Here is a 24,849-nt window from a genome sequence, read left to right as displayed (position 1 = left end):
GCAGGAAACAGAAGCAAAAGATCAGCAAGGTCACGGAGTGACCGAATTGAGCCCAAGCTACACTCTAAAGAGTCAAGTACAGGATGTACATGATTCTCCGAATCTCACTCCCCATTTTTTTTCTTTCTTAATTTCACACGACGACGGATTGGCGAATAGCTCCCAGCGGAGCTTTTCTCTTCGGACAGTCCTCGCTCTTGATGGTTCAATTGAATTAGTATGAATCGTGGTTCGATTTTTTCTCATTTCTTTAGTTTGCCCACAGCACTGCGGAACTTGATAAAAGCTCCGCTGGGAGCTATTCGCCAATCCTCATTGCTTGATACTCAGAATGAAAATCAGGGGAGTGGCATTGGAGATCGTGCACATCTGGCTCGCTCTGGAGGTAGCTTCGAAGTGCCTGTGGCGTCGGGGAGTCATCTTCTTCCTTTTGTTCCGGTTAAGTATGTGGCTTCTGTTTCTTTAGTTGTTGTTGGCTTGCTTGCTTTGCAAGCTCGGGCGGAGATGATGGATATTCCTTTGCAGCAGAATCCGGCTGTGCAGGCGCAGATGGAGGCTCGTGAGAAGGCGGAGGCTGAGGCTAAAGCGGCTGCTGCTGCGCAGGCCGCGGCGGTTAAGAGTGGGGTTGCTGTTGATCCGGCGGTGGCGCAGGTGGATCGGTCTAAGTTTAAGGCTATGCCTTCTCGGTTTATGGGGAGGCCGGTGCAGAAGTCGGCTGATGAGAAGTTGAAGGATGTTTCTAAGATGTATGAGAAACATTTTTTGGGTGAGATGATGAAGGCTATGCGGTCCACTGTTCATGAGAGTGGATTTATTCAGGTGAATCAGGCTGAGAAGATTTTTCGTGAGCAGCTTGATGGTGAGTATGTTGATAAGTGGAGTGAGAAGGGTGGCATTGGGCTTTCTTCGATGATCTATGATCAATTGGTGCAACGTTATGGTGCGCAGTTGGGGATTGCTAAGAAAGAATTGAAACCTATGGGGCCCATTGCTTTGAATGAGAAAAGTAATTTTACGGCTCATCAATTTCGTCATCCGGGGCGCTCGCAAGAATCTATGTCGTATCGCATTTCTCGAACAGCGCCGCCCATAGCGGGAGCAAAAGCTGTTGAAGCATCTGAAAATCAGGTGAAAGCCCCTTGGGGTGGGACTTTGCGGGCTGTGCGTAACTTGGTGGATAAGCAAACAATGTTGGAAATCGAGCACGACAATGGTCTAAAAAGTCAGGTCGTGTTTAAGGGCGAAGTGTCTCAGATTGAGACAGGTAAAAAGGTGCAAGCTGGCGAGACCCTTGGCATTTTGAGCTCAGAGGCAAAAAGCCTTTATTGGACAGTGGAACCAGACCATCCGACAGGACAAGAAACTGTCTCAGAATGATTTGGTAGAAATGTCTCGTTATGGTACTATGTTAAGAATAGAAAGAGTGTTTTACAACACTCACGGACTCTGAAATTCGGAGTTAGAAAGAGGAGCTGTCGATGAAAATTACACACAACAAAGTAGGTCAAAATCTGAACCTTACTGATGCTGGTAAATCCGACAAAGCTGCAGGCGTAGCAGGTAAAGCTGCAAGCAAAATTGCTGATGTTAAAGCAGACGCAATTGCGCAAGCTCAAGATGATTCTTCTAAAGTTCAATTGTCTCCTCGCGCACAAGAAGCGAAACGCATCAAGGAATTGGCAATGTCAGCTCCGGATGTTGATGAAGCGAAAGTTGCGAAGTTCCGCGATATGATCGACAAAGGAACTTACAAAGTGGATGCGAAATCAATTGCCGACAAAATGGTTGATGAGCACCTAGAATTCTAATTTAAAATCTCAGTGTTGGGGAGTACACGATAAATACTCCCACCATCAGCCAAGGATGACTGATGGATCTCCAAGAACCGTTTAAAGCAGAAGCGGACTTGTGCCGCCGAAGTCTAAGCGAAGGCGGAAGGATAGATACAATGGATGTAGCAGTAGCAGAAAGAGCGTTTCAGAAGCTCGAAGCCAACCTTGAAGAACTCACCAAAATTTACCGCACACTTCTTGATCTTGTTCGCAAAGAAAAAGAAATCCTGATCCGTGCGGATCGTGAAGCCTTGGATGAAAACAATGCCATCAAAGAAGAATTGCTCTATAAACTTAGAGCACAGGATTCTTTGCGTTCCCGTTATGCTATGGACCTTGCAGGCGTAGTGGGCGGCGACGTGGAAAATCCACGTCTGTTGGAATTGGCTCAGAAGATGGCTTTCAACCCGGCAGCAGCCGATCGCTTGCGCACTCAGCATGCCGCTTTGGATATGCTGATCAAACGAATTACTGAAATTAATAAATCCAATGAAGAGCACGCGCAAACTGCGCTTAAAACTTTGAATGGTGCTTTGGATAATATTAAGGAAACTTTGTCCGGTAAGAAAACTTACGAGAAAAAGGGCGGATACAAAACGGGCCCTCAAGTTTCCGGTAACTTCGTCAGCAAGGAAGCCTAGGCTAGTTCCTAAACCCTGACTGTTGAAGTACACTGGGTATTAGTAATAAGTAACGAACCAACCCCACGGATTACCAGGATGGTGATCTCTAGGAGACAGAATGTCGAAGATTTCGGCAATGATGGACACCGGCAAACGCTCGCTGATGAATTCTCAGACAGCGTTGCAAACGGTCGGTCATAACATCGCCAATAAATCCACGGAAGGTTTCTCTCGTCAACGAGTGGAACTTCTTTCGAACGTTCCTATTGGTGAGGGTGGTTTGCAAATCGGTATGGGTGCCCGTGCCGGTGTCGTAACTCGCGTTAATAATCCCTGGTTAGAAAAGCAAATTCAAAAAGAAGGCATGAGCATGGGGTTCGAAGACTCCCGCGCTGATGGTCTTTCTCGTGTTGAACAAATCTATAATGAACAAAACAACAAGGGTCTGAATCAATACGTGACAGACTTCTTTAATGGTTTCCGTGAACTTTCCAACAACCCCGAATCATTGGCTTCCCGTACGATGGTGCGTGAGTCAGCTGTGGGGATGGTAAAAGATTTCGGTCGCGTGACCTCTCAGTTGCGGGGCGTTCAGGAAGACCTTGATGCCCAAATCAAAACAACTGTCGGCGAAGTGAATGAGATCACCAAAGAGATCGCTTCCCTGAATGAAAAAATTCAAACAGTTGAAGTTTCAAAAGTTCCGGCGAATGACGAACGTGACCGTCGTGATCTTTTGCTTAAAAAACTGGGCGATAAAATTGATATCACTTGGGCTGAAGGTAAAGATGGCATGGTCTCCGTAACTGCGGGTCGTACAGCGATCCTGGTTTCCGGTACAGGTGCTTCTGAATTGAAAGCTCGTCAAACAGACACTCGTGACCGTATGGAAATCTTCTATCAAGGCACAGGAACTCCGGCGAATGTGACTGAGCAGATTACAGGTGGTCGCATTGGTGGTGCTTTGGATGTTCGTGACCATGTGATCGAAGATCTATTGGGTCATGTCGATAACTTGGCTTACACGTTAGCGACAGAAGTCAATAAAGCCCACATCGAAGGTTTCGACCGTAACGGTAAATCTGGCATCTTGTTCTTTGAGCAACCAGAATCTGTTAAGGGTGCGGCTTCGAACATGGCCATGAATAAAACTATTTTCAATGACGTTTCCAGAATCGCAGCAGCTTCCCGTCCGGATGCCGCTGGTGATAATACGATTGCGAATGTGATCTCCTCCTTGCAATACAGACAAGTGATGGATGGTGGCACGGCGACAATGGACGACTATTACAACACGCAAGTGGGTCAAGTCGGTGCCATGGTTCAACGTGCGGTGAAGTCGCAAGAGTCGCAAAAAAACGTCATGAACCAATTGACGAATATCAGGGAATCCATCAGCGGTGTTTCTTTGGATGAAGAGACAACGAAAATGATCGAGTTCCAAAAAACTTACGATGCTTCTGCTCGGTTGATTAAAACAGCAGACGAGATGTTCGACACAGTACTTAACTTGAAACGACTATAATTGAGTAAAGGGTAGACGAGTGAGAATCGCGGATAAAATGGCTTTCAATCAGGTGAATCAGAACGTGGGCAAGAATCGCTCCGATATGTCTGATTTGCAGAATCAAGCCGCGACTCAAAAACGTATCAACAAACCTTCCGATGATCCTTTGTCTGCAGCCCGCGTTTTGGCGGCCAGAACAGAGGAGCATGGAAACTCTCAATTCATCAAAAATATTAACAACGCAAAATCTTTCCTGGAGTTCTCGGATCAGTCACTCGGTGAGCTTTCTGATATCCTGGTGCGCGCGAAAGAACTTGCGATCTCTCAATCCAATGATGCCAGCGGTAATGCTGAGACTCGTATGGTGACGGCTTCCGAAATCGAGCAGGTGTACAACCAGGCTGTGCAAATCGGAAATCGTAAACTGGGAGAGCGTTACGTATTTGCTGGTTATAAAACCCAAACAACTCCGTTCGATCACGCTGGAAACTATTTCGGTGATGACGGGGATATGAAGATCCAAACTCACAAGGATTCCTTTGTTGCCATGAATATTCCCGGCAACAAGGTTTTCACAGGCCGCGGTTTGGATGGGGACGGTATCGTTCGTCCTCGTTACGAAACTCCCACGACTGTTCAGGACGTTAAGGAGTTCCAACAAGAGGAAATCCAGCGCCAACAAAAGAACGAAGACGTGGAGCGCAATTATTTGATGACTCGTGGTCCCGCAAGCGAGTTTCAAGGCAATGGTAAGCACAAACAAGACCCGGTAACTGGTGCCCAAGGGGTGAACGTTTTCGCCGTCCTTAAAGGCATGGAAACCAGTCTGAAAGCCAATGACAAGCAAGGGGTTCAAGAGTCTTTGGATCTTTTGGATCAGGCGATTTCCCAAGTAGTTCTAGCTCGTTCCGAGGTTGGGTCCAGAATTATGGCTGTCAATAACACCATGGATTCTCTCCAAAAAGCGATCGTGGATAACAAAACGACGGCTTCCCAACTGGAAGACGCAGATGCGTTCCAAGTAATCTCTGACATCAACAAGACTGACAGCACCCTTAAAGCTACTCTCGAAACGTCGGGAAAGCTTATTCAACCAAGCCTTCTTGACTTTCTAAGATAAAAATAATACCTACAGTTCCGCTAAATTTTACCGATAACGACTGCAGCAAAAGGAGTTGTCATGCTGGTTCTCACACGGAAGTTGGGTGAAAGCATCGCTATCGATGATCATATCAAGATCAGAGTAGTACAAATCAAAGGGAAACAAGTCCGTTTAGGAATTGAAGCCCCAAAAGACACTAAGATTCACCGCGAAGAAGTGTACGTCGCCATTCAAGAACAGAATGTGCAATCCGCTGATGTCTCCGCTGATAAATCTCGTTCAGTCGCGAAGCTATTAAAGCCTTAGGGCTTCAATTTAACGGGGATGTGCCGCTAAGCAGGCACTTTCCGCGTTGGTCGTCGTCGCTGTACAGGAGTACAGCTTCCTCCTCCCGCCTTGAAATTGCCTACTTATCGACACATCTGTTTTGCGGGTTTTGGCTTCCGCTTCGCGGGTTCGCGCCCTGCGGGCTGGTGGGAGTCGGGTGTGATGTGCGTCAAATTCATTAAATTTTATTGAGTCTCCCTGGATTTAGGTCCAGATTTATAGGGGTACTTACCCGAAGTGTATCCTGGCGTGTCTAAGATATGGGTAAGTCCGCTTTGTCCAGAGGGGGAATTGAATGATCATTTCAACATCGAGATTCGGCCAAGTTGAGCTGAAACAAGAAGATGTTCTGACTTTTCCGGAAGGTCTATTGGGCTTTGCGGATCTAAGAAAGTTCGTTCTTCTCGATGATCCAAGTGATGAAATCTTCGCTTGGTTGCAAAGCTGTGAAGCTGCGCAAATTGCATTTCCTGTCCTAGAGCCTGAGTTGTTCGCTCCCGCTTACAAAGCTAACCTGACTAAAGGTGATATGGAGTCGATCAAGCTTTCTGCAACAGACAAAGCTCGCTTCTTCTCCATCGTGACTATTCCTGATGATCCAACACAGATGACTGCAAACTTGAAAGCTCCGGTAGTGATCAACGTTGCAGAAAAAATCGCTCGTCAGTGCGTATTGCAAGACAACAACTTGGCGATCCGTGAGCCCATCTTCACGAAGCTTCAGCAACGTGTGGTGCAAAATCCTGCGGTGGCGATCAAAAATCAATCCACTGGTATCGATGTAGCGACTAAGCTTCACATCGTAAGAGACGCGGAACTTTAGTTCTGACTCCAGAATTAAATTAATACAACGAATGATATGGAACAGGCTTCGCTTCAAAACGAAGCCTTTTTTATTACTTGCGAAAAGCCTTTTCTCCTCTAAGAACCGTGTTATCCTTGTGTGACTTTTGGAGGCTCGATCTGATGAAGTTATGGGGATTCCTGATACTGCTTACAAGCAGTTTCATTCTAACAGCGACACTGCCAACAATGGCGGCGCCGGTGCCTCATATCTCTTTGTTTTGGGAAGTTCAGAATTGGGAATCAGTTTTCGGAGTGGTCACTGCAGCGACAGCGAATGACAAATTCGAAAAAGGCACCCGAGAACTTTTCAAGGCGCAAAAAATTGATCTTGCTCAACCCTTTGCCAAAATTGAATTCGACGGCAACAAAGTTCGTATCCAAGGTTTGGATGAACCCTTGATTATGGGCGCGACAGCGGCTGAGTTTTCTTATCAAAACGTGGCGTTCACTTACAAACTAAAGAAAAGTGTGAAATCCAATTTCGAAGAAATGCGAAAAGTCTGGAAGTCTTTTCCGGAATTAAATTTTCCAGTGAGTCTTTCAAAGCGCACTCTCGCAAGTCCTGAGGCTCCCGTGTATGCAACACTGTTCACGATCGTAGGGGCGGTAGCAAGCTTGGGTGATACCGGTATTCCTGTTGGCGGTTATTTTGGTTTCAAATGGTACAAGAACTCAGCCGAGCCCATTCTGCTTGAATGCAGCCCCGGTAAAAGCGCTCAGGTGAAGGGTAAAGATCGTTTGGTGGTTGAAGCCCTGCCTGATGGTCAGCAAGTGTTTTACAGCGAATCTGGAGGCCAGAAAGGCATTCAGGGAGAGCTTGAGAAAATCACTCTGCGCGGGAAAGAAAGTTTCGCGATCACGAATGGCAATGAGGCTGTGAATGATCTGCGAATCGCCGATGCGGTTGAATTAAATAAAAAACTAATGGCGATGAAAACATTGTGTGCGAATCCTGAAGAGGTCGAACACTTCAACAGTTCATCCCGCCGAATCCAAGAAGCCATCAACGCGGGCAAAGTAAAACTTGCCCTCGAGCACCGCGCTTCGAACTCCGTCAAAGATCCCGACTCCGTCTCCGGCATCCGTTAATTCATTGTCAGATCAGTTTCTTCCACGTTGCTGCGTCGTCGCTGTACAGCTTCCTCCTTAAAAGGTGCCAGGTCCTGTTTCTTGTCGCATGCGGTTACCGCTGCGGTAACCGTACGCGTTGAATTTCCGGCACGGTAGCGCTAAAGCCGCGATCACTGCATCGGTAATCGTGTGGATGCGTTTTCTGAGAATGTCCGTTGTTGGAATATTTTTGTTAGTAAAAAACTTGGGACGAGAACATCAAGCCGATGACATCAATAGCTGATTGGTTATTGGTGCTGGGAAGGACCCTGTTATAGTAAGATCCAACCACGATTTCATTCGCACGTTGTTTGATAATTAAGCCAGCACTGTAAAGCTGAGATTCGGTTTGCGCGAGTTTGGAATAGGCAAGCCCGGCGACGGGTTGCCATTTGTTTGCTGTCGGCATTTTCCATCCCAGACTATACACGAAATTTTCATCTGTCTTATTGGTTTTGCCGTTATAGTCTGTGGCTTCACTGCCACCACTATACGAGACATCAAAGTACAGTTCGTGAAGTGAAATTTTAAACCTTTGACCTAGTATTGCTCCAACAGAGGGCGTTCTCGAAGGGGAGTAGGATTTGGATTCCTCTTGAGGTGTGGTTGGCGTTGATGAGTTGGTCGAAGAGGAATAATAAGCACCTTCTGACAAAATGGGTGAGCTTTGGAAACTTACACTGATTCCCAGGTTGTATAGACCTGTGGGCTTCCAAAGCGTACCTGCGATCAGGAGTGGCTGGATCTGTTTCTGGAAAGTCTGAGAGTACTGGGTAGTTAAGCTCGACGGGCCGGTCATTTGAGTGTAGTTGAATGTTTCTTGAGTTGTGTAAATGCCACCAGCAGTAAATCCCCAGGCCAGGGTATCATCCCATGTTCGGCCATAGGCAAAGCCACCCATTAGAACATTGCTCTTAAGGGCAAGCCGTATCGCAAGGTTATAACCCGACAGAGGCAACGTATGACTTTGAGAAATATTAAACGCCACGGGATTTGCGATAAATATCGAAGCGTGGCCTTTCGCCAAGGGAGACGTTGTGCTGGCCAAGGTTGGACGAATAATCACCGTAGAGCTATTGCCCATGTTGGGAATTTCAAAACTTTGTTGTTCTAAGGCGTTACCGCTGAGGGTGATGCTGACGTTATTGTCGTCCAGAAATCCCAAGCCCGCTGGATTATAAATGGCATTTCCAGGGGAGCCGGAGATTGCAGCGCCGGTATTGGCCATCAAGGCTTCAATGTGACCCACCGGAAAAGTCATTTCTGAAAAACTGAGTTGAGAATAAAATAAGATCGAGCAGAAGATGGCGAATAAGCGAAAACTCATTCGCCAATTAGACTATGTGGTTTCCAACTGTGGCAAAGACTTTTCAGTTTTTGCGCCCAGGCGTTTCAAGTCTTCCACTTGGTCGATTAAATTGCCACGGCCATCTGAAAGCTTTTTTGTGACTTCCTCGTGAGCTTTTTGAGCGGCTCCCAGTTTCTCCCCAAGATTTTGGATGTCTTTCAAAAGATTTGCGAATTTTTCGTAAAGCAAGCCACCGCGTTTTGCGATTTCCAAGGCGTTCTTTTCTTGGCGGTCCTGTTTCCACAAAGCCGTTACCGTTCTGAGTGTCGCAAGTAACGTCGTTGGACTTACGATTGCGATGTTGCGCTCCCAAGCGTACTGGAAGATGTCTGGTTTCAACTTAAACGCCAGGGCGAAGGCTGGTTCCAATGGCATGAACAAAATCACGAAGTCTGGTGAAATCAATTTATCGGCGGCGTGATATTTTTTCTCGGACAAACCATCGATGTGTTTTTTCAAAGAATCGATATGGAATTTTCCAAAGCGCTCTTGTTCTTCCAAAGTTTCAGCAGACGAGTATTGTTCGTAGGCTACCAAAGTCATTTTAGAATCCACAATGAGGTGCTTGTTGTCTGGAAGATTCACGATCACGTCGGGACGAAGCATTTGACCGTCTTCACCGCGTAGATCCATATCCACACCTTGAACAATATACTCTTCACCTTTACGAAGACCCGAACGTTCAAGGATGTTTTCTAAAATCAACTCGCCCCAATTACCTTGGGTTTTCGTTTCACCTTTAAGGGCCTTCGTTAAATTCTGAGTTTCCGTGGACATGACTTTGTTCAGTTCCATAAGCTTCGTCAGCTCGCCACGCAAAACGCCGCGCTCGGAACGTTCTGTGGAGTAGGACTCCTCGACCTTCTTTTCAAAGTCTTTGATGCGTTCTTTTAGTGGTTCCAAAACCGAAGAAATATTTTTGTGGTTTTGATCCGTGAATTTTGCGGACTTTTCTTCGAAAATCTTTTGAGCCATGTTCTCAAACTGAGTGTTCATGCGGTTTGCGAGCTCTTCTTGCTGTTTACGAGCTTCACTCATGAGAGATTTAGATTCACTGAGGTTCTGCGTCAGAAGTTCGTTCTTCATTTGCAAAGACTGAACGTCTGCCAGGAGCTGGGACTTTTCAGCCATCGCTTGTGCTTTAGATTTGAAATAAACGACCACTCCGGCAATCAATGCGCCTGCAAAAAAAGCGATCAGGGTTACAAAGTTCACGCGGTTCCTCCTGTTGGGTTCACGAATCAGATTTGCCATTAGAAGTGCTTTTGGTCACACGAAAAACGGTGTATGATGCGCCCATGAGTCAAATTAAGAGTGTTCTTTTAGCTTTCCGCCCAAAAACTCTAACAGCAGCCCTGGTTCCGTGCCTGGCTGCCACAGCCCTGGTTAAAGCCATTGGCCTTTCCTGGGACGGGCATGTTTTATTTTACGCCTTGGCAGCATCTTTCCTAATCCAAATCGGTACTAATTTAGTGAACGATGCGGTGGATTTCAAAAAGGGTGCTGATACGGAAAAGCGTATTGGCCCACAACGCATTACTCAGGCCGGAATTCTTTCCGCCAACCAGGTGATGGCTTTGGGTTCTTTGTGTTTTGCTTTGGCGATTGCCTGCGGAATCCCGCTGGTAATGAAAGGTGGCATGGTTATCGTCGCAATCGGGATCGCTTCGGTTCTGATGGGCTACTCTTACACGGCGGGACCGTTCCCTTTGGCTTATCTGGGATTGGGTGACTTGTTCGTGATCCTGTTCTTTGGTTTGTTGGCTGTCATGGGAATGGTGTTTTTGAACACAGGAGACTGGATGATGGAGGCCTTTGTTTTAGGTCTGCAAATCGGTTTTCACGCAACGACTTTGATCGCCATCAACAATCTTCGTGACCATACCGGGGACCGTCTGGTGAATAAGAAAACTTTGGCTGTTCGTTTCGGAGTTAAGTTTTCTCGCTATGAAATCGCAGCCATGGCGTTCCTGCCCTTTGTACTGAATTTGTATTGGTGGTTTGAGGGCTTCAAGATCGCAGCCATCGTTCCGATGTTTGCATTGCCTTTGGCGGTCAAGTTAACAAAAAATGTTTTCAATACTGAGCCGGGACCTGTTTATAATAAGTTTCTGGGCCAGGCAGCGGGGCTGCATTTGGTCTTTGGACTTTTGATCACCCTAGGATTTGCATTTTGATTAAACTTAGCTACTACGAATATGTTCTGACACCATTTACCACTTTGAACGCGGTCAGCGCAGGTCTTCCTCGCAGAGGCGCCTTGATTAAAGTGGAATGGCCTCAGGGATTCGTAGGCTATGGTGATTTGCACCCATGGCCAGAACTGGGTGACACTCCCTTGGATGATCAGTTGGCGGCTTTAAAAAAAGGCCGGATCTCGGCACAGGTGGAGCAAACGATCTGGCTTGCTCGCAAAGATGCAAACCTTCGAAAAAAAGGTAAAACGATTCTGACTGCGGGGGAGAAAGTTCGTAACAACTTCCTGGTTTCTAATTCCGCAGAAATCGTTCCTGGTTTTCTGGATGAGTTGAAAAGACAATCTTACTCGACAATCAAATTAAAAGTCGGTCGCGACCTGGCAGCAGAGGCTACGGCGATCACTCGCATGGCAGCGGCGGGTTTTAAAATTCGTTTGGATTTTAACGGCACCGGCAGCTGGCAGATTTTTGAAAAATTCTTTTCCGGCCTGACAGCGCAGGAAAAAGTTTGGATCGAATACGTTGAAGATCCATTTCCATACGATGCCGATACCTGGGCTGATGCTAAAAAATTGGTGAAGGTGGCCTGTGATGCGCCTTACGAGAAAGTCGATTGGGAAAATTCCACGAAGGTGCCATTTGATATCTTGGTCATTAAACCTGCCAAGATGGACGTCGATAAAGCCATTGAACGCTGCAAGAAATTTAATTTAAAAGCGACTGTTACAAGTTATATGGATCACCCCGTGGGTTCCATGGGAGCATTGGCTGTGGCGATGGAGTGCAAAGAGCTTTATCCCAACATCATGCTCGATGCAGGCTGCCTGACTTATCGGTCTTACCAAATGGATCAATTTGCGGCGAACATCAATACGACGGGTCCATTCCTTTCAAACGTCAAGGGGACGGGCATTGGTTTTGATCTTTTGCTTAGAGATTTACCATGGCAGAAGCTCAACTAAGCCTTGAGCTTTCTTCTGACGACAATCTGATTTTACTGAATCCTCGTTGGCCCGAGAGTGATTATAATAATTTAAAAAAATTGGCAGAGACGGCACAGGCAGAGCGCGGTTTAAAAGGCCACGTGTGGATTGCAACGTCCGGTTCTACTGCGGAATCTGCTAGTGCTACAAAATTGGTTGCTCTCTCAAAAAAAGCTCTGATGGCGTCGGCAAGATCAGTGAATCAACATTTGCGCGCCACCAATCACGATGTGTGGACGCAAGTGCTTCCGCATTTTCATGTGGGTGGATTTGGTATTGAAGTGCGAGCTTTCTTATCGGGTGCTCGTGTGGTGCCTGCGCTGAAAGAGGGGCGTTGGGATGTTGATTTCTTTCACGATGTTTTAGTGAAAGAAAAATGCACGCTCTCCGCCTTAGTGCCGACACAAGTTTTTGATCTGGTTGAAAAGGGATATAAATCTCCAACGGCATTGCGAGCGATTGTTGTCGGTGGGGGAGCTTTGGAAGTTTCCTTGTATGAAAAAGCCCGGGCACTTGGGTGGCCACTGTTACCAAGCTACGGAATGACCGAGACAGCTTCGCAAATTGCGACGGCATCTTTGGAATCTCTGAAAGAAACTAATTATCCAGAAATCGAACTTCTTTCCCACGCACAGGCAAAAACAAACGCCGCAGGATTTTTAGAAGTCACTGCGGAATCCCTATTCACTTGCTATGCCCAAAATACTTCAGAAGGTATCAAGCACTGGGATCCTAAAAATGGAATCTGGTTCACGACGGAAGATCGTGGTGAAGCTCAAGGAAATGCTTTAAAGATTTCCGGTCGCAGCAAGGATTATATCAAGATTGGCGGAGAGGGGACGAACGTCGCAAGACTTCGTGCTTTGTTAGAGCAATCTGCCTTAGACCTAAATCCCCAATGGCCGATGCAAGTCACGCTGCTGGATATGCCCTCGGAGCGTTTAGGTTCAGAAATTCATATGGTTAGCACCTTGCCTGGTGAGGTAAACCAAAAGATTGCTGAATCGTATAGTGCAAAAGTTTTGCCGTTTGAAAAAATAAGACAGACCCATGTGGTGGCGGGAATTCCCCGTAGCGATCTGGGTAAGATTTTGTGGCAGCAGCTAAAGAATTTATTGTAGGAGTAAGCCATGATTCGCAAAGAAGAAAATCCCTGGAGTGATGCCCTTGTTATGATTTGCACCAAGTGTGGCAAATCGATCTCTGGCATGAAAGAAGCGAACGTCGCAGATAATTTAAAAATGTATTACAAGAAAAGCCTGAAAGACAGCGGCGACGGGAAAAAAATCCGTGTGGTGACTTCCAGCTGTTTGGATATTTGCATTGATGAATTTCAAGCGATCACAATTGCCTCAAACGACAAGACTGAAAGCTTTATCATGCATCCTGAAAAAGACCGCGATGCTTTCTTAGAGCTTCTGAAAGAGAAGCTCTAAGGGCCCGTCACAGAGAAGTTTCCGTACATAAGTGGCAAAGTCAGCAGGCCTGTTCCGTTAAAGATCAAGGACAGGTTCGAGCCAACGTAGGAACTTGAAACTTTGATATAGAACTTATACTGAGTTGAATTATAAGCAGAGATTGGAGCATACACATTCTCTGCAAACGCCGTCGATGAACACGTCGGGTCGGTATACAAAGTCACATCACCAGCTGCAGCGCCTGAAGCATTTGAGAAGGCCAGGTTGATCGGATTTAAAGCCGGAATAATGTTAGACATTCCATCTTGCAAAGTCAGCATCAGATAATTACAGCTGCCCTTAACCAGCGTGTAGCTTTGGGCTAAATCGAAGTAATAGTTGGTTGCAACCACACTGATACTCACATCGCGTGTGACGGAATTTAAGCCCGTGGAGGCCATCGTGATCACGCTTGTTGAGTTTTGTCCCGCGGTAGGTTTCACATACACCTTTGTCATCACCGCACCTTGAGTCACCGTAAGAGTGGAAAGTGCTGTCGTACAGGTAGGGTCGGAATAGAATTCCAAACCGGCTACTCCAGAACTAGAAGTGAAAGTGAAATCGTAATCTTTGTCGGCAGGAATGGGCGTCCAATTTCCATTGGCTGTCACTACGGTGTAAGCGCTGCAGTACCCGCGACTTAAAGAGTTCGGACCCCAGAAGTCTACTTTCGCAACCGTCGTTTTACTGGATAGATCCACACGAACCGGGAACGCCGGATTGTCATAGTTGGAATCGCTGACCGTATAATTCACATCCACTTTGATAAAGCTTGTTGTGGATGTTGAATTGCCCGGCTCATAGCGAACATAAATTTTAGATTGGCTGACATAAGGGCCGAAAGACACAGCGGTGGTTTTGCCGCTGGCTCCGCAATCCTCTGCTGTATAAAATGCTAATTTTGAATCCGATGGTGCGAGTGTCAAACTCACCGAATCCATCATGCTTGCCGAAGACTTGTAATAGTTCATTCGTTGCAAAGTGATGGGATAACAAACATTTTTATATAACGTTGATGGAGCATCCGTCATCGAAATGAATTTATAAGATGAAGCAGGATCACGTAACGTCACCGGAGTCGAAGCCGTTGGGGCCGCCAAGCCACCCGATACAGAAGTCAAAGAGAATCCCACAGCGGAATTCACGGGATTCGAAGGCATTCTGACATAAACCATCATCTGACTTTTTGCTGCTGGAATATTTAATGTCGATTGAGGATTGTAACTAGAAACACAATCGTTCGGTGTGGAATAAGCAGATAAAGCAGTTCCGCCAGGGCCTTGGATTGAGAAAGTTGAAGCCGTGGTCGCAGACGTTTCATTTCCGTTTGCATCGGTCACAGAGACATTGAACATTTCACACTCACCCGCGCCGCCATATCCCGTCGGAAAGCTTTTGCGCAATGCCAATTTCGCAGCTGGGCCCACTGATTCGCCAGTGCCTTTTTTAGGATCTGGAATTGTCAGAGTGCGAGTGTCACCAAAGAAAGTGTTGCCTTTGATATAGATATTATCCACCGAAGAGCTGTCACTGTTGACGGTGATACCCCAGATACTTAGAAGATCAGCGGCAGTGACGTAAATATCAAATTTTCCGTCGGAACAATCATTGTCGTTCGTAACGCTACCCAAAGTGGTGTTGGAAGTGTTCGGAGAAGTGGGAGCGGAATGATAAGTAACGTCATCGAAACTGATAACCACGGGACCCACGCGTGGATCGCACGTGCCCTTAATTTGAACGTAATTTTGTGTATCCATGTCCTGATCGAAAGGACTTGAGCTTGTTAATACAGGCGCCGCCAGTTTTCTACCTAACGTAGAAACGGACACGGCGGGGTCTTCACAGCCCGCTAAAAAGGTCGTCGCAGCGATCAAAAATAACAGTGGTTTGCAGGTTACGTTCACCATGCAATACTCTTCGACGCCCAAACCTTTTGTCTTAAGACTTAGATTGAGAAACTTTCAGATTGTAAGGAAGTTGCAAGAAACGCGTTTCGAAATGAGACGGGGAAATTATTTTCCCCAGCCTTTTTCACTTTCGATTTGTTCGCGCAATTGTCTCTCGATGCTTTCCGCGGGAACCAGGTTTCCGCGTCCCACGCCGGGACAGAACGCTTTGACATCCTTTGCCCAGGATTTTGCATTCATAACCTCAGGCCAGAAGGGCCATGTACGACATTGTGTCGGACGAGCTTCATACATTCCGCAGCCCTTGCCTTTAAGGAACATGCAGTCTGTGTTTTTTGGATCTTCTTTCAAGTGCCAAATGCCGCCGGTTTTTTCGCAATAGCGGCGTGTGAAAGCAGAAGTGCTGATGTTCATGTGCTTGGCAAAACGTTGGCGGTCTTCAAGGTTCAAATACACAAATCCGTACTCGCCATGGGAAGTACAGCATTTGCCTGAGCCTGTGCATTCGAAACGAACGCCTTCACGCCACCATTCTTTTCCTGTGAACTTGAACTCTTCCACTAATTTTTCTCCAGGTAAGGTTCCAAACGGGATTTCATCAATGCCGGAACTGCGGTTTTCTGTTTGGTTTTTAAATCCAAAACAGAATGAACCATCGTGACCACCGCATGAGTTTTATCGCCTTGAGTGAAGACGTACTTCATTTTGAAAGAAGTTTCACCAAAACTTGCGACCATCACTGTGATATCGTAAGTCTCGCCCGGAAAAAAGGGAGCCAGATAGTTGGCTTCAGAGTGACGAAGCGGGATCGCATAGTTCTGATCCTGGAAATATTCTTTCCAGGTATACCCGGCGTCCACGATGAACTGCTCAAAGGCGTCGTGGGCAAATCCGTAAATATTCCCAAAAAACATGATTTTCGCAGGGTCAGCTTCCCTGAAAGTCAGGGTCTTTTTCGTTCGGAAGACTTTATTCATAATGATTGGAACTTTAAGACTGTAATGCCCTTGACAGCAAGCGCGAATATCGCCATTTTGGGGCCCGCAGGCTGTTGAAAAAGGCTCATCCGACTGCGTTGTCGGGCCTTATCTTTCACTCCGACGTACTTAAAAGTACGCCTCCGTTACAGATAAGACCCTCCGCCTTGCGTCTGAACCTTTTTGAACAGCCTGCTAATAGGAGTCTTAATTGTCGCGCAATGTCATTGATCTGAAAGTCTATGATTCCAGGGATTTCCCTGCCTACCTACCAAAGCTGAACAAGCTTTACGATGACCTCTTTTCTGGAGGCAAAGGATTCCGCGCGAAATTGATCCGCATGATGTCTTCCAGTCTTTCTTTGGATGGGAAAGCCGAACATCTTTTGGCGCAAACGATTGAATTCATCCACAACGCTTCGTTGTTGCATGACGATTTGATCGACCGCTCTCATCTTCGTCGCGGCAAAACGACGGCGTGGCTTAAGTACACGCCAGAGTACGCGGTTCTTGCTGGCGATTATCTGCTTGCGCGAGTGATGGTGAATCTTTCTGGTCACGGCAATATCAAACTAGTTCAGTACACAGCTGAAATCATCTCGGACCTTTTGGAAGGGGAGTGGTTGCAGGATTCTGTGGTGGGTGACTACTTTGTGACTTTGGAGCAGTTAGACCGTATTCATAATTTGAAAACGGCTTCATTGTTCAAATGGTGTATCCGTGCTCCTTTCATCGCACAAGAACGTTACGATGCTGAACTTCACCAGATCTTAGAAGAGATGGGCACATTGCTGGGTCAATTGTTCCAGCGCTCTGACGACTTGCTTGACTACGACATCCGTAATGACGAAGGCAAAGCGATCCTGGGCGATTTGAAATCTGGCTACTTGAATTCTTTTGGTGCGTATGTGACTGCGGGTCGCACTCGTCAGGAAATCGATCAAATCGTAAAATCCAAAAATCTTGAGCAGTACTATGCAAGCATCGGTGGTAAAGAAGCTTTTGATAAAAAAGTGGAAGCCTTCGATGAAATGAATAAAGGTTTGATCGCAATGTATGACCATCACTTGGAGCGCTTGAAAAAGCATTTGAAACCGGGTGAGGAAAAGCTGATCAACCAACTTCGTCCTTTGACTGAGATTTTGTACTGGAGAAGGAAGCCTTCTTCGTGAGTGAGTTCGTTACCTTAAGCAAAAGCTCGCCTGAATTTGAATCGTACTTGCTTGGCACTTTTGCCAAGGACAAGCGTGCTTTGCCCGTGCAGACGTTGAACGTAAATTCAGCGTCTGAAACAGTGACGTTCAAAATTGTTCCGATCAACTCCTTGGAGTTCCCTCCACGTATCGTGCGTATCATGAAAACGGTGAAGTTCAGAAGCTTCCTGTTTATTTTGGTTCCACTGTTTTTGATCCTGACAAAAAATATTGTCGATCAGACTTTGCGTGATCCGATTTCAACATTGATTTCCACTTTCGGTGTAATCTGCGCGTTTATTTCTGTGAACCTTCGCAACGACTATACCGACCACGTTCGTGGTGTGGACCGCGTGCTTGAGCGTAGTGGCAGCCGTGCCATTCAAAATGGGTGGACGACAGCGGCCCACATTAAGTCTTTATCCACTGTGTTTTTGTTAATCTCGTTGCTTTGTTCTTTGCCTGTGATGATGGCGTACAACGAAGTCGCAATTGTGATCGTGGTTGCAGCGCTGATTGGCCTGTGGGCACAGTTTCAAAAACGTATTTCTTTTAAATATCAAATCGGTGGTGAGTTCGCGCTGTTTCTGATGTTTGGTCCCCTTTTGACGGTGGGCTATCAGTTGGCGATGGGTGCCCCCTTTGACAAAGAGTCATTGTGGATCGGCGTTGTTTGGGGTTGGGCCGTTTTATTTGTCGTCCATCTTCGCAACTTCATTAATATCCTCCCAAGCAGCCAAGCGGGCTTTAGAAATACTGTGAACTGGTTGGGCTTTGATCGTTCTCGTCGCTTGATTGCGATTTGGTGGGCGATCTTTTTGATCATCAATCTTTTCTATCACACGGTGTATGCTGGAAAATACTGGGGAGTCTATGTCAGTGTGGCCCTAGTCTTCTTGTCATTCACGTTTATCTCCAAGCTGAAAAGCCTTTCAAGCCCCGTGGGTGGAGATTTGCGCCAGGTTTTCAAATACGGCTTCACTTTGTTCTTATTCACCATTGGACTGTGGGTGTTTGAATGTCTTTGGTATCTTCTGGCGAGCTAAAACAAATCTGTGTCATCGCCGATGATGCCGGAATGTCTAAAGGGCAGCAGTGGGCGCAGTTTTTAAATTGCCCTCTGAACCCTTCATCTCTTGATCCCTATTATTTCCGTTTCTATATTGAGGGTGAACGTCTATACGTTCGCGATCAAGACAAGCGTCTGTTGGAAATTGATTTCGACAAAAACCATCTGGATTACGAGCGCAAAGGCCATCGCGGAAAACAAGAAATCATCGCCAAAGCTTTGGGGGCCGCCAAGGGTTGCAAGAAAGTTTTGGATCTTTCTGTTGGTATGGGAATCGACAGCGTATTTCTGACTCAGCTGGGATTTCAAGTCACAGGCGTCGAGCGTTCTCCGGTTCTGTATGCTTTGCTAAGCGAAGCCTTCGCGAAAACTCAGAAGGAATATCTCAAGTCTTATAAATTGCATTTTGCAAACAGCCTGGACTTCCTGCGTGAGCAAAACGGCAAAATTGAAATTGATTCTATTTATTTTGATCCGATGTATCCGCACAAGAAAAAGTCGTCATTGCCGAAGCAAGAGATGGTCGTGTTCCGTGATTTGGTAGGGCATGACGACGATGCGGCCGAAGTCTTAAAAGAAGCCCTGAAGTGGCCCGTAAAACGTGTGGTCGTTAAAAGACCCATTCATGCGGAACAGCTGTTGCCAGGGGTGATTCACTCTTTTGAAGGAAAGGTGGTTCGTTATGATTCTTATGTGGTTGGGTAGTTTTATCCTGATGATGTTTGGTCTGACGAAGTCACAAAAAAGTGCGGCACAGATGTTTCGCTCTTTTCAAAAGTATTTTTTAGACAAGAATATTGATCAACCCAGAATGGTCAAAATGTTTCAGTACTGTCTGGATGTGGTTCTGCTGGAAGTATCTCCGCAAAAATCATTGTATGCGGGAATGGGTATGTACAATCTGCGAATTGCAGGTTTGCGCCCGAGTGCCTTGGTGATGTGTCTTTCCACGCTGGGAGCGTGGTGGGTGGCTATCCTGGGGATGCTATTTTTAAGTTTCAATGGGTCTTTTTTATTGGGACTTTGTTCGCTGGGACTGATTTCCCTCATCATGACGCCTAAAATTCGCACTGTCTTAGAGTGGATTTTAGGAACGGGGATCTTTTTGATTGGCGGGGAGTTGATGCTTAAAAACTCCAATGTCTTGATCATGGCTTTGGGTCAAAGCGATCTTGCTTTTTTCCTCGCTGACGGTCGTGTCATTCCCGTTGCATCCATCTTGCTGATGTCTGCGTTGATCAGTCTTGTTGTACGCGTGGAGTTCTGGTCTTTGGCTTTGGGCTTGTCGCTTTTATTCGTGAACGTGATTTCTTTGAATGGTGCCATTGCCTTGCTGGCAGGCGAACGTGTGGGCAGAATGCTCTTGTTCTGGTGGCACACTCGCTCCCTCAATCAGGATTGCCGCAGAGCTGGTCAGCAGTTTTCGCTGGTCTCTATCGCGGGCGCGATCTTAGGGATGCTGTTAGCTGGCGAAGTTCGTGTTACTTTGAACATGGGCTACACCACTGAAATGAGTGCCTACCAGGATAAGAGCTTGCAGTACGTAATTCTGTTTTTGATCATCTTAAGCGTGCAGTTCCTGGCGCAAATGGTGTGGGGTCATTTCGGCAGCACCAAACAAGTGGATGAAATGCAGGATCCCAAATACATTTCTCAAGTGTGGTTGTCTGAAGAGTTCGCATCGCCCGGTGTTTATCAATGGGCGAAAGCAAAAATTCATAAGCGTTTAAGCGAAGTTCGTTATCACTTGCAAGGACTCAGCACTCTGCAAGAGGGCCAAGTCCCGGGACCGATCCAAGCTCGCTTAAAAGAAGAAGAGCAACAGCTCTCCCAACTGGATGGAATGCTTAGTTCGGGAACTCTTCCTTAATAACTTTTCCCGTATCTAAATCTATCGAATTGCTAAAGCCTTCCCAGTCGAGGGCTTTGGCTTGAGAGCCAAACTTTAGAATGGCCGTATAAAACCGGGGTTTGCGCCCCTGAATCTGCCAACGAATGCTCATATCCTTATTCAGAAAAAGGATATTGTCATACAGCTTTCGCCCTGGGTTTTTTTCGTTAAAGATATTCAGTAAAACCAGAATTCCCTCTTCAAACTCCATCGCATTTTCTATGGTGTGAATCAGAAAAAGATTTTGTCCGGAATAATGAATTTGGTGATTATCAATTCTTAACATGTCATTGATTTCTTTCCTTTTAGCCCGCGCTGGGATGCTTAGTGCAAAACTACTTCCTCCTCCGCCAATGCTTTAAATGCATCTCAGGTCGTATTGTTAAAGTGTCGTTCCTAGAAAGAAGAAAAGTTTATTTTTCTGAAAACTCCGATGGTCGATAATGTCCGGCAAATGTTCTGGAGTCGGACAAAGACACAAATAACTTTTTGTTTCCAAATTTGGGAGCCTGTCTACTCCTTGGTCATCTGAAATGAATTTTAATCGGGTCTTTCCATGGTCCATGGGTTGCACGAAGGATTCCGGATTCGAAATACAAATTGAATTAAAGGAGTCACAATGAAAAAGATCTTGTTTGTTTTGGTAACGGCTATGTCGATGAATGCAATGGCTTTGGAAATCACAACCTCTGTTAAAATCACTCAGGCAAATCAGGCGGACACGGCTTACAAACAGCTGATTTTTGATGCTCAACCAGATGCAGGTATTTTTGTTGCTTCAGGTGGTAAAGAGTTAAGACCTCAGTTGGCAAAAACCTTTGAAGTTGTTCGTCATGTCAACAGAACGAACGCGACGGATATGGAACTTGCTATCGCTATTCTTGAGTATAAATAGTCCACGAAATTCTTGTGCGTTCTTTTCAAAGGCCACCCCAGGGTGGCCTTTTTATTTTGAGCTGAGCGAACTATTTTGCCTGCCCAAAAGCGGCACCCTGTTCAATTCTCCAGCAATCTAAAGACGTTAAAAGCCATTGGTTCTATTTGAGGCACCTTCATCGTGGCAGGAACTTTGTAAGTAATTGATTATGCTTAAATCGCCGATTTTTAAACAGATCATCGCCTTCTCTTTGCCGCTTCTGACGGGAATGATGGCTCACGGCTTCGAATATCGCCTGGTGACTTCGCTTCCAGCGAATCAGCGTGCCGCTGTTCAGGATCTTTTAAAACAAGCGGAGCAAAAACTCCCTGAAACTTTAAAGGCCGCTTTAAGTACTGTGGATGTGCGCTTTAGCCAGCTGCCTTCTTTGAGCGCTTTATCGCCCAACATTGGAGCCGCAAGCTTTCAACGTCGGGATCTGACGATCAATTCCCTCATGCTCGCGGAAATCGTTAAAGGACCACAAGGTTCAACACGTACAAGCCGCACCCATGGCAACATGTACAATGAAGTTCTGGCGACAGTTCTGCATGAAACGACCCACTTGTATGATTTTGCCAACGTTCACAGTGATTCAGAAAAAGAAATGATCAGACGCTGTGATACTAAGTTTGCAAAATCCAAAGAGGAACGTATTCAAAATGGTCCTCGCCCGTATGCCTGTAAATACTATGAGAACATGACGACTTCGTTCTCTTCTAATCCTTACTATTTGCAAGTGGCGGGTTGGACGGGCCAAAGCGAGAACGTGATGAACCAACGTTCTCCGGATATCTATGAGCTTAAAGATAAAAAAGAACATTTTGCGGTGAACATGGAATACTTCCTGATGGATCCGCAGTTTAAATGTCGTCGCCCTTCAATCTATAAAGTTTTATCCAGACAGTTTCAACATGCTCCCTTTGCAGATGTGACGTGCGAAGCCCAATTGGGTTACGTCATTCCAAACAGTGGGGCGATGTACAGTCAGATTCTGCCGATTGATCCGAATCGCATCTATCAAGTTCACTATCTGTTTGCAGAAAAAGGCAGTGATCTTTCTTCTGGTTGGGGGCACTCGATGATTCGTCTGGTGATGTGTGCTCCCGAACGCAAATCTGTAGGTCCTGAATGTCTTCGTGATGTTGAGTATCACTTGGTGTTGAGCTTCCGTGCTTGGGTTGAATCCATTCAGCTAAGTATGTGGGCAGGTCTCGTGGGAGACTATTCGTCTCGCTTGTTCATTTTGCCTTTAAGCCAGGTGATTGATGAATATCCGAAAGGTCAGTTCCGCTCTCTGCGCAGCATTCCTTTAAAACTGACTCGTGAACAAATCCGCGATCTGGTTGTTCGCTCTGTGGAAACTCACTGGGGTTATGAAGGTAAGTACAAGTTTATTACTGCTAATTGTGCCACTGAAACTTTGGATTTGTTGCAATCCGTGTTGCAGTCACCGGCGATGATGAATATCGATATTAAAACTCCCGCGGGATTATATTCAGTATTGCAGAAGCTGGGTTTGGCTGATGATTCCGTTTTCAAAGACCAAAAAGCCGCAAAAGAACTTGGCTATTATTTTGAATCCTATGAAGAGCGCTATAACAAAACTTTCGCGATGGTGAAAGATGCGGGCTTCACGCCAGTTAAAGATTTCAAGGAATGGATTAATGCCGATGCGGCTTATCGCCAGCAGGTGATTCGTTCGATTCCAAAGTCCTATCCTGAATTCAAGAAAATGATTGCCTCACTGTTTGTGTTGGAGTTTGCGGCGCAAAGACAAATTCAAACATACATCCTGCAGGATTTAACCAGCATGATGTCGGATAGTAAATTAGGAGAGAACTCCAAGAAAGCCAAGGAAACTGCGCAGAACTATATGAAGATTTCTGAGTTGTTTGCAAAGCCCGCTTCTTTCTTACCATTTGGCCGAGGATATGGTTTGCCGTCGTCCGCTGAGACGCAAGCAGCGAAAGACTTGGTTGCCAAGAAGGCCAAGGAAGCAGTTCAAATTTCTGAAGAAACAAAAAAAATGGCTGATCAATTGACCGACTCAGCACTGATGAGACAGGTCGAGACCAGCAATGAAAATGTTAAATTGTTACAGCAACTGCTTCGTGTGAAGTAGTGAAAGGTGGTCCTATGAAAAAGGCAATGCTTACCGCAATCATTATGCTTACAGGTGCATCTGCAATGGCGCAGTATTATCCAGGTCCTGCACCTGGTGGTTACTATCCTCCACCGGGTGGCGGCGGTTATCATCACCATCATCAGCCAGATCCAAATGACCAGGCTTCTGCGTTGAGTGCGGCGACGGGTGCGATGTTTCTGTCTTTGGCGACAATGTGTGGCGCGGGTCCAGGTTGTTACTATAAAAATCTAGTGGCTGCGACTCAAGAAGAAGCAGTTATGTACAAAGCAGATGGGACAATGGGTCCTTATCTGGCAAGAACTCTAGAAGTTGCGAAAACTCGTGAAGGTATCAAGGACCTCACTTTGGAGCAGCAAATCGAGAGCATCATCCAGTTCAAGCCTTAATTTCCTTCATCAAGTCGACCCGACTTAGGGCCGAGTCAGGAATCACTGCTGACTCGGCTGTAAAACAAATCTAAAATAAGAGCGTTATGACGAATGATCCAAACGCTCTTAAAGAACGCATTTCTGATTTAGAACATGAACTGGCTGTGAAAGAAGCCGAGGTTCATCGTTATCGTTTGGAACTGGGTAAAGCCAATCAAGCTCTGGAAAAAATGATTCACCAGATGAATCAAGAGTTGAAGCTTGCTCAGGTATTGCAGAAAAAACTTTCCCCCACTGAGCTTCCCAATGTTCAAGGTTTCGAGTTTTCCACTAAGTTTTTACCGGGAACTCGTTCTGGCGGGGATTACTTTGATATTTTCGAACACGAAGATAAATTGAAATTTGGAATTCTGATTTCCAGTGCGACGGGTTACTCCCTGTCGTCGATGCTTCTTTCGGTTATCATTAAAATTTCATCTCAGATGGAAGCACGTCGCGGCCTTGAAGCTCACAAAGTTGTGGGTATATTGGCAAATGACGTTGTTCCAAACATCACGAACGACGATCGCGCGAATATCTTTTATGGTATCGTCGATCGACGCAGTTATGAATTTCAGTATTGTTCAGTTGGCGACATTGACGGCTTTCACCAGATCTATGGCAAGGATGCTCTGTCGGAGCTGATCGCGACGGGGCCGAGCTTAGGTAAGGATTTTAACACGGAGCCTCAAAGTCGCACCGTTCAACTGAATCCCCGTGATAGACTGATTTTGGCGACGGAAGGCCTCAAAAACTCTCAGAACTCTTTGGGAGTCGGTTGGGGCGGGCATAATTTGATGGACGCCATATCAAAAGCGCCTCGTCAGGGAGTGCACGAGCTGCGTAACGAGATCCTTTATGCGAATCAAAAATATTCCGGCAAAGAGGATCCCGTTCGGGATCAGACTCTGATCGTCACTGAGGTGAAGGATCGAGTGATCAAGCTTGCCAAGAACTAGCTGTTTTTATATGACTTATTTTATTCTACTTCCACTGGAAAGGAACCCC

The 24,849-nt window shown here is 46.1% G+C and carries 26 protein-coding genes; 20 read left to right on the top strand and 6 right to left on the bottom strand.

Features of this window, described 5'->3' with window-relative positions; translation table 11 throughout:
* Nucleotides 1–219 precede the first annotated feature (219 nt).
* The 8 genes from ACLSU7_RS09630 (at nt 220) to ACLSU7_RS09595 (ending at nt 7,326) form a co-directional block, all read left to right on the top strand.
* Nucleotides 220–1,377, top strand: coding sequence for a rod-binding protein (locus ACLSU7_RS09630; RefSeq protein WP_413291667.1), 1,158 nt, complete (start codon nt 220–222; stop codon nt 1,375–1,377).
* A gap of 101 nt (nt 1,378–1,478) precedes the next feature.
* Nucleotides 1,479–1,808, top strand: a complete 330-nt coding sequence (gene flgM / locus ACLSU7_RS09625; protein WP_413291666.1) for a flagellar biosynthesis anti-sigma factor FlgM — start codon at nt 1,479–1,481, stop codon at nt 1,806–1,808.
* Between the two features lie 140 nt (nt 1,809–1,948).
* Nucleotides 1,949–2,473: a flagellar protein FlgN gene (locus ACLSU7_RS09620; protein WP_413291665.1), complete on the top strand. Its 525-nt coding sequence runs from the start codon at nt 1,949–1,951 to the stop codon at nt 2,471–2,473.
* Nucleotides 2,474–2,573: 100 nt separating this feature from the next.
* Complete coding sequence (gene flgK, locus ACLSU7_RS09615; RefSeq protein WP_413291664.1) at nt 2,574–3,980, top strand: flagellar hook-associated protein FlgK; 1,407 nt, start codon at nt 2,574–2,576, stop codon at nt 3,978–3,980.
* A 19-nt stretch (nt 3,981–3,999) separates the two neighbouring features.
* Nucleotides 4,000–5,082 (top strand): flagellar hook-associated protein FlgL, encoded by a 1,083-nt coding sequence (gene flgL, locus ACLSU7_RS09610; protein ID WP_413291662.1) that lies wholly within the window; start codon nt 4,000–4,002, stop codon nt 5,080–5,082.
* A gap of 60 nt (nt 5,083–5,142) precedes the next feature.
* Nucleotides 5,143–5,370, top strand: coding sequence for a carbon storage regulator CsrA (csrA, locus tag ACLSU7_RS09605; protein WP_142698850.1), 228 nt, complete (start codon nt 5,143–5,145; stop codon nt 5,368–5,370).
* A gap of 316 nt (nt 5,371–5,686) precedes the next feature.
* Nucleotides 5,687–6,214, top strand: coding sequence for a flagellar assembly protein FliW (fliW, locus tag ACLSU7_RS09600; protein WP_142698851.1), 528 nt, complete (start codon nt 5,687–5,689; stop codon nt 6,212–6,214).
* Between the two features lie 143 nt (nt 6,215–6,357).
* A complete protein-coding gene (locus ACLSU7_RS09595) occupies nt 6,358–7,326 on the top strand; it encodes a hypothetical protein (RefSeq protein ID WP_413291661.1) in 969 nt (322 codons plus the stop codon).
* 214 nt (nt 7,327–7,540) lie between these two features.
* On the opposite strand, the gene ACLSU7_RS09590 is transcribed toward ACLSU7_RS09595, so the two are convergent.
* Together ACLSU7_RS09590 and ACLSU7_RS09585 are read right to left on the bottom strand one after the other, a co-directional pair.
* On the bottom strand, nt 7,541–8,674 hold the full coding sequence (locus ACLSU7_RS09590; protein WP_413291660.1) for a hypothetical protein: 1,134 nt from the start codon (nt 8,672–8,674) through the stop codon (nt 7,541–7,543).
* 12 nt (nt 8,675–8,686) lie between these two features.
* Nucleotides 8,687–9,910 (bottom strand): DNA recombination protein RmuC, encoded by a 1,224-nt coding sequence (locus ACLSU7_RS09585; RefSeq protein WP_413291659.1) that lies wholly within the window; start codon nt 9,908–9,910, stop codon nt 8,687–8,689.
* 83 nt (nt 9,911–9,993) lie between these two features.
* On the opposite strand from ACLSU7_RS09585, the gene menA reads away from it, so the two are divergent.
* The 4 genes from menA to ACLSU7_RS09565 are packed head-to-tail and all read left to right on the top strand — an operon-like array spanning nt 9,994 to nt 13,312.
* Complete coding sequence (gene menA / locus ACLSU7_RS09580) at nt 9,994–10,872, top strand: 1,4-dihydroxy-2-naphthoate octaprenyltransferase (RefSeq protein ID WP_413291658.1); 879 nt, start codon at nt 9,994–9,996, stop codon at nt 10,870–10,872.
* Nucleotides 10,869–11,855: an o-succinylbenzoate synthase MenC gene (gene menC / locus ACLSU7_RS09575; RefSeq protein ID WP_413291657.1), complete on the top strand. Its 987-nt coding sequence runs from the start codon at nt 10,869–10,871 to the stop codon at nt 11,853–11,855. Before menA ends, menC begins: the two co-directional genes overlap by 4 nt.
* Nucleotides 11,837–12,997 carry an AMP-binding protein gene (locus ACLSU7_RS09570; protein ID WP_413291656.1) on the top strand — a complete coding sequence of 387 codons (1,161 nt, stop codon included), beginning with the start codon at nt 11,837–11,839 and terminating at the stop codon, nt 12,995–12,997. Before menC ends, ACLSU7_RS09570 begins: the two co-directional genes overlap by 19 nt.
* Before the next feature lie 9 nt (nt 12,998–13,006).
* Entirely contained in the window at nt 13,007–13,312 is a 306-nt protein-coding gene (locus ACLSU7_RS09565) for a (2Fe-2S) ferredoxin domain-containing protein (RefSeq protein WP_413291654.1), read from the top strand.
* Here the strand turns inward: ACLSU7_RS09565 and ACLSU7_RS09560 are convergent.
* The 3 genes from ACLSU7_RS09560 to ACLSU7_RS09550 all read right to left on the bottom strand — a co-directional run bounded on the left by ACLSU7_RS09560 (nt 13,309) and on the right by ACLSU7_RS09550 (nt 16,217).
* Nucleotides 13,309–15,240, bottom strand: a complete 1,932-nt coding sequence (locus ACLSU7_RS09560) for a hypothetical protein (RefSeq protein ID WP_413291653.1) — start codon at nt 15,238–15,240, stop codon at nt 13,309–13,311. The two genes, ACLSU7_RS09565 and ACLSU7_RS09560, sit on opposite strands and share 4 nt — an antisense overlap.
* Before the next feature lie 105 nt (nt 15,241–15,345).
* Nucleotides 15,346–15,801: a YkgJ family cysteine cluster protein gene (locus ACLSU7_RS09555; protein WP_413291652.1), complete on the bottom strand. Its 456-nt coding sequence runs from the start codon at nt 15,799–15,801 to the stop codon at nt 15,346–15,348.
* The gene (locus ACLSU7_RS09550) at nt 15,801–16,217 is read right to left on the bottom strand and encodes an acyl-CoA thioesterase (protein ID WP_413291651.1); all 417 of its coding nucleotides are present in this window, start codon (nt 16,215–16,217) and stop codon (nt 15,801–15,803) included. The genes ACLSU7_RS09555 and ACLSU7_RS09550 overlap by 1 nt, the downstream gene beginning before the upstream one ends.
* A gap of 211 nt (nt 16,218–16,428) precedes the next feature.
* Here ACLSU7_RS09550 and ACLSU7_RS09545 point away from each other — a divergent pair, with 211 nt between their 5' ends.
* The 4 genes from ACLSU7_RS09545 to ACLSU7_RS09530 are packed head-to-tail and all read left to right on the top strand — an operon-like array spanning nt 16,429 to nt 20,348.
* Entirely contained in the window at nt 16,429–17,388 is a 960-nt protein-coding gene (locus ACLSU7_RS09545) for a polyprenyl synthetase family protein (RefSeq protein WP_413295356.1), read from the top strand.
* Nucleotides 17,385–18,455: a prenyltransferase gene (locus ACLSU7_RS09540; protein ID WP_413295354.1), complete on the top strand. Its 1,071-nt coding sequence runs from the start codon at nt 17,385–17,387 to the stop codon at nt 18,453–18,455. Before ACLSU7_RS09545 ends, ACLSU7_RS09540 begins: the two co-directional genes overlap by 4 nt.
* Nucleotides 18,428–19,183 (top strand): class I SAM-dependent methyltransferase, encoded by a 756-nt coding sequence (locus tag ACLSU7_RS09535; protein WP_413295352.1) that lies wholly within the window; start codon nt 18,428–18,430, stop codon nt 19,181–19,183. The genes ACLSU7_RS09540 and ACLSU7_RS09535 overlap by 28 nt, the downstream gene beginning before the upstream one ends.
* Nucleotides 19,161–20,348, top strand: coding sequence for a hypothetical protein (locus ACLSU7_RS09530; RefSeq protein WP_413295350.1), 1,188 nt, complete (start codon nt 19,161–19,163; stop codon nt 20,346–20,348). Before ACLSU7_RS09535 ends, ACLSU7_RS09530 begins: the two co-directional genes overlap by 23 nt.
* Here the strand turns inward: ACLSU7_RS09530 and ACLSU7_RS09525 are convergent.
* A complete protein-coding gene (locus tag ACLSU7_RS09525; RefSeq protein ID WP_413295348.1) occupies nt 20,326–20,655 on the bottom strand; it encodes a hypothetical protein in 330 nt (109 codons plus the stop codon). The genes ACLSU7_RS09530 and ACLSU7_RS09525 overlap by 23 nt on opposite strands.
* A 333-nt stretch (nt 20,656–20,988) precedes the next feature.
* Here ACLSU7_RS09525 and ACLSU7_RS09520 point away from each other — a divergent pair, with 333 nt between their 5' ends.
* The 4 genes from ACLSU7_RS09520 (at nt 20,989) to ACLSU7_RS09505 (ending at nt 24,800) form a co-directional block, all read left to right on the top strand.
* A complete protein-coding gene (locus ACLSU7_RS09520; protein ID WP_413295346.1) occupies nt 20,989–21,264 on the top strand; it encodes a DUF2388 domain-containing protein in 276 nt (91 codons plus the stop codon).
* Nucleotides 21,265–21,454: 190 nt separating this feature from the next.
* Nucleotides 21,455–23,410 carry a DUF4105 domain-containing protein gene (locus ACLSU7_RS09515; protein WP_413295344.1) on the top strand — a complete coding sequence of 652 codons (1,956 nt, stop codon included), beginning with the start codon at nt 21,455–21,457 and terminating at the stop codon, nt 23,408–23,410.
* A 14-nt stretch (nt 23,411–23,424) separates the two neighbouring features.
* Entirely contained in the window at nt 23,425–23,820 is a 396-nt protein-coding gene (locus ACLSU7_RS09510) for a hypothetical protein (RefSeq protein ID WP_413295342.1), read from the top strand.
* Nucleotides 23,821–23,906: 86 nt separating this feature from the next.
* Nucleotides 23,907–24,800, top strand: a complete 894-nt coding sequence (locus tag ACLSU7_RS09505; protein WP_413295340.1) for a PP2C family protein-serine/threonine phosphatase — start codon at nt 23,907–23,909, stop codon at nt 24,798–24,800.
* Nucleotides 24,801–24,849 lie beyond the last annotated feature (49 nt).

It is taken from the genome of Bdellovibrio sp. HCB185ZH (assembly GCF_047302455.1).
Lineage (GTDB): Bacteria > Bdellovibrionota > Bdellovibrionia > Bdellovibrionales > Bdellovibrionaceae > Bdellovibrio.
Note: the sequence above shows the minus strand (reverse complement) of the source record. Positions and strands in the feature narration are given on the sequence as shown.